Here is a 4393-nt window from a genome sequence, read left to right as displayed (position 1 = left end):
GATGGGCGGCCATGTCGGCGGCGTAGGCGCGCAGCCGCTCCGGGGTGCGCGCGGAGAGCACGAGCAGTTCGGAGCCGCCCGCGGGGACGGCCGGGTCAGTGGTGGGGGCGGGGGCGCGGTACTCCTCCAGGATGACGTGGGCGTTGGTACCGCCCGCGCCGAACGAGCTGACGCTCGCCCTGCGCGGCTGCTCCACCCGTACCCCGCCCGTCTCGATGACGGGCCGCGCCCAGTCGCCGAGTTCGCGCTGCATACGGAAGGGTGAGCGGGCGAAGTCGATGATGGGATTGGTCTCCTCGGAATGCAGTGAGGGCACCAGCTGGCCGTGGGCGAGCTGGAGCACGGCCTTGGTGACGCCCGCGATGCCCGCGGCGCCCTCCAGGTGACCGATGTTCGACTTCACCGAGCCGAGGGCGATGGCACCCGGCTCCCGCGTGACCCCGGCGAAGGCCTGCTCCAGGGCCGTGTGCTCGATGGGGTCGCCGAGGGCGGTGCCGGTGCCGTGCGCCTCCACGTAGCCGATGGTGCGCGGGTCGATGCCCGCGCGGTGCAGGGTCTCCTCGATGAGCGCCTGCTGGGCCTGGGGGTTGGGCACGGTGTAGCCGTTGGTGCGCCCGCCGTGGTTGACGGCCGTCGCCTTGATCACCGCGTGGATGTGGTCGCCGTCGGCGACGGCTTCCGAGAGCCGCTTGAGCAGCACGGCTCCGACGCCCTCGCCCGGCACGTAGCCGTCGCCGCCCGCGCCGAAGGAGCGGCAGCGCCCGTCGGTGGAGAGCATCCGCATCCGGCTCAGGTGCGCGTACTTCGAGGGGTGCGCGGAGACGTTGACGCCGCCCGCGAGCGCGTAGCGGCACTCTCCGCCGCGCACGCTCTCGCACGCCTGGTGCAGGGCGACGAGCGAGGCCGAGCACGCGGTGTCCACGACGACGCTCGGGCCGCGGAAGTCACCGAAGTAGGAGACCTGGTTGGCGATGGCCGAGCGGTTGGCGAGGACCGTGTGGTGGTTGCCCCGCGCGGACTCCTCGGCGGCGAGCTGGGCGTAGTCGCCCCACATCACGCCCGCGAAGACGCCGACGTCGCGGCCCTGGCCGCCGAAGCGGGGGCGGGGCAGCCGCGAGGGCGGGTACCCGGCGTTCTCCAGGGCCGACCAGGCGGCCTCCAGGAACAGGCGCTCCTGCGGGTCCATCAGCTTGGCCTGGGACGGCGGGATGCGGAAGAACAGCGAGTCGAAGGCGTCGACGTCCGCCAGGAAGCCGCCCCACTTGCCGTAACTGGCGCCGGGCGCCGCGTGGTCGCCGTCGTAGTGCGCGTCGGCGTCCCAGCGCTCGCGCGGCACCTCGGTGACCGCGTCGTGGCCGCGTCGCAGGTTCTCCCAGAACTCCGTCAGGTCGCGGGCGCCCGGGTAGCGGCCGCCGATGCCGATCACGGCGATGTCGTCGTGCTCCTCGGCGGGCCGCTGCCGCGGTGCCGCCACGGACGGGGCGGTGACCGGCGCCCGCTCCTCGACGGCCGCCGGGAGCGGGGCCGGGGCGGCCTCCTCGGGGAACAGCCGCCGGGCCGCGTCGGGGTGTTCCGCCAGGAGGTGCGCGGCGAGGTCGTGCACGGTGCGGTACTCGAAGAGCAGGGTGCCGCGCGCGCCGGGGAAGTCGCGGTCCAGATGCTCGTTGGTCTCCATCACGAGCACGGAGTCCAGGCCGTAGGCGTCCAGGGTGGTGTGGTCGTCGATGCGCCCGGCGTCAAGCCCGAGCACACCACCGAGCAGGTCACGGACGTGGGCGCGCATGCGGTCGAGGAGGGCGGGGCCGGGGTGGGTGCTTGTCCGGCTGCCGGGGTGGTCTCCGTACGTGCCGACGCGGCGGCCGACGCCGCCGAAGCGGTCGATGCTTCCACCGTCGCCGACGGAGCCGACGGAGCCGATACCGCCCCCGTCCCCCGCGTACGGGGCAGCAGCGCCGCGTCCACGGTGTCCGGCTCGCCGACCGCCGGAACGAGCCGGACACGGCCCGTGCGCCAGGCGAGGTCCAGGGCCCGCAGGCCCTCGTCCCCGGTGAACTCCCGCATGCCGGTGCGGTGGCGGTAGCCGGTCCGCTCCTCCTCGCCCATCAGGGCGTCCACGCCGCCGATCCGCCACAGCGGCCACGCGAGCGAGAGCGTGCGGCCCGACGCCAGGCCCTGCCGGACCCGGCGCTCGCGCCCGTCCGCGTAGGAGTCCAGGAAGCGGTTGGCCGCCGCGTAGGCGCAGGCGCCGAAGTCGCCGACCACCGAGGCGATCGACGAGAAGACCACGAACAGGTCGAGCGGCTCATCGGCGGTGAGCGCGTCCAGCAGCCGCACGCCGTGCGCCTTCACCGAGAGGAGCCCGGTGAAGCGTGCGGCGTCCGCCTCCAGGAGCGAGCACTGGTCGGCGGCGCCCGCGAGATGGAAGACGCCGTCGAGGTGGCCGAAGCGCTCCTTGGCCCGCGCCACCGCGCCCCGCATGCCCGCCGCGTCGGCGGTGTCGGCGGCGGCGAGGAGGACCTCGGCGCCGAGCGCGACGAGCCCTTCGGCGGCCTCGCGCGCCGGGCGCCCGTCGGCCGAGCGGCTGATCAGCACCAGCCGCGCCCGGTACGCGGACGCCAGGTGCCTGGCCAGTTCCAGGCCGATGCCGCCGGTGCCACCGGTGATGAGGTAGGTGCCGCCGTGCTTGAGGGGGACGGTGGCCTCGGTCCCCGTCGCGTCGGCCCTGCGCAGGGCGCGGACCTGGCGGCCCGCCGCCGCGTACCGGATCTCCGCCCCCGCGGGACGCCCGCCCTGCGCCAACTCGGCCGCCAGCAGGTCCGGAAGGCTCGCGGAGCCCGCGGGGCCCGAGCGGCCCGGACCGTCGGCACGGACCACCGTGAACAGTTCGAAGCGTGGCAGCACCCCCGTCAGCGAGAGCGCGAAGCCCGCCACGGCCTCCTGGTCGGGACGCGGACCCATCCCGGCGTCGGCGAGTACGTAGGCGCAGCGCACCCGGCCCGTGAGGCGGACGGCGTCCACGGCCAGGGCGAGGGAGCGCAGGGAGTGCAGCCCGCGCGCGAAGGCACCGTCGAGCGCGGCACTCGCCTCGGCGGACGCGCCCTCGCGCCCGTATCCGACGGGCTCGGCCGTCAGCCCCCACAGGTGCACGACATCGAGCGAGCGGACGCCGTCCCGTCGCAGGTCTGCCAGGAGCCGTTCGAAATCGCCCGGCCGGACGGAGTCGACCGTGTAGCGGTCCGGTCCGGTCCTCGCGAACTCCGACGCGGCCCGTACGTCGATGACGCGCCGTCCGCCGCCCCGCTCGGCCAGGCCGCGCACCACCGCGTCGCCGTCACTGTCGCCGTCACCGAGGACGAGCACGGCGTCGGCACCGGAAGCGGCGCCCGCCACGAGCTGCTTGTCCTGCCAGACCTGCTCGTAGAAGAACGGGGCAGCGTCCCGGGCGGGCGGACGGGCATCGGATTCCGGCGTGAGGTGACGACCGCCGAAGTTGTCGATGCGGACCAGCTCGGCCCCCGAATCGTCCAGGACGCGCACGTCGAACTGCCGCAGGCCGGACGCCGCGTCGGCGTGCCGGGCGGGCGCGGCGTACGCGTGGCACCTGCGCGGCAGCCGCCCGTGCGGCGCGCGGATCTCCAGGGCGCCGAGGTTGAACGGCACGGCCAGGCTGCCGCTCTCCTCCGGCGAGGTCGGGGCCGCCCAGTGGCAGGCCCTGAGCGCGCCGTCGAGCAGCGCGGGGGGAAGCGAGGAGCCGCTGTCCGGCTCGGCCGGTGCCCCGGTCGGCGTCTCGGGCAGGGCGAGGGTGAGGAGCGCGCGGCCGTCGCCGAAGCGGGCCTCCTCGATGACGTCGAAGGAGGGGCCGTAGGCGAAGCGCGCACGGTCGTAGGCGGCCCGGACCGCCGCGCCGCCGCGCACCTCGGGGCAGCTCGCGCGCAGGGCGTCGAGGTCGGCGCCCGCGGCCGGTCCCGCCGGGCGCGCGTACACCGTGCCGCGCACATGGACCGTGCGCTCGGCGCCCCGCGCCGTGTAGACGGTGAAGGCCAGTCCGTCCCCGGGACGCCCGGGTCCGGTACCGGTGCGGGTCAGACCGACGTACACGTCCACCGGCCGCCCTTCCTCGATCACGACCGGCCGTCCCCACAGCACGTCCCGTACGCGGAGCGCGTCGTCGAGTCCGGCGAGCCCGGCGGCCGCGCGTGCCATCTCCAGGCAGACCGCCCCGGCGAGCAGGGCACGTCCTTCGATGACGTGGTCGCGTACGAGCGGCTCGGCCGCCAGGAAGGTGCGCCGGAAGCGGATCTCGTCGACGGTGGACTCGTTGGCGTCGAGGAGCGGGTGGAGGCGGGCGGGGCCGCTGACGGCACCGCGGTCGGCGGCGGGGACCCAGTAGCGC

2 protein-coding genes are annotated in these 4393 nt (G+C 75.6%); both read right to left on the bottom strand.

The genetic code is table 11. The annotated features are described in order from the left end of the window. A partial coding sequence (locus AB8Z36_RS33745; protein ID WP_369217197.1) for a beta-ketoacyl synthase N-terminal-like domain-containing protein occupies positions 1–1783 on the bottom strand: 1783 nt, incomplete at its 3' end. Continuing rightward, positions 1675–4393, bottom strand: a 2719-nt coding sequence (locus AB8Z36_RS33740) for an SDR family NAD(P)-dependent oxidoreductase (protein WP_369217196.1), incomplete at its 5' end; no start/stop codon positions are given. The genes AB8Z36_RS33745 and AB8Z36_RS33740, both read right to left, overlap by 109 nt.

It is taken from the genome of Streptomyces flavofungini (genome assembly GCF_041028215.1).
Taxonomy (GTDB): domain Bacteria; phylum Actinomycetota; class Actinomycetes; order Streptomycetales; family Streptomycetaceae; genus Streptomyces; species Streptomyces flavofungini_B.
The sequence above is the reverse complement of the archived record's forward strand: the minus strand, read 5'-3'. Positions and strand labels throughout refer to the sequence as shown.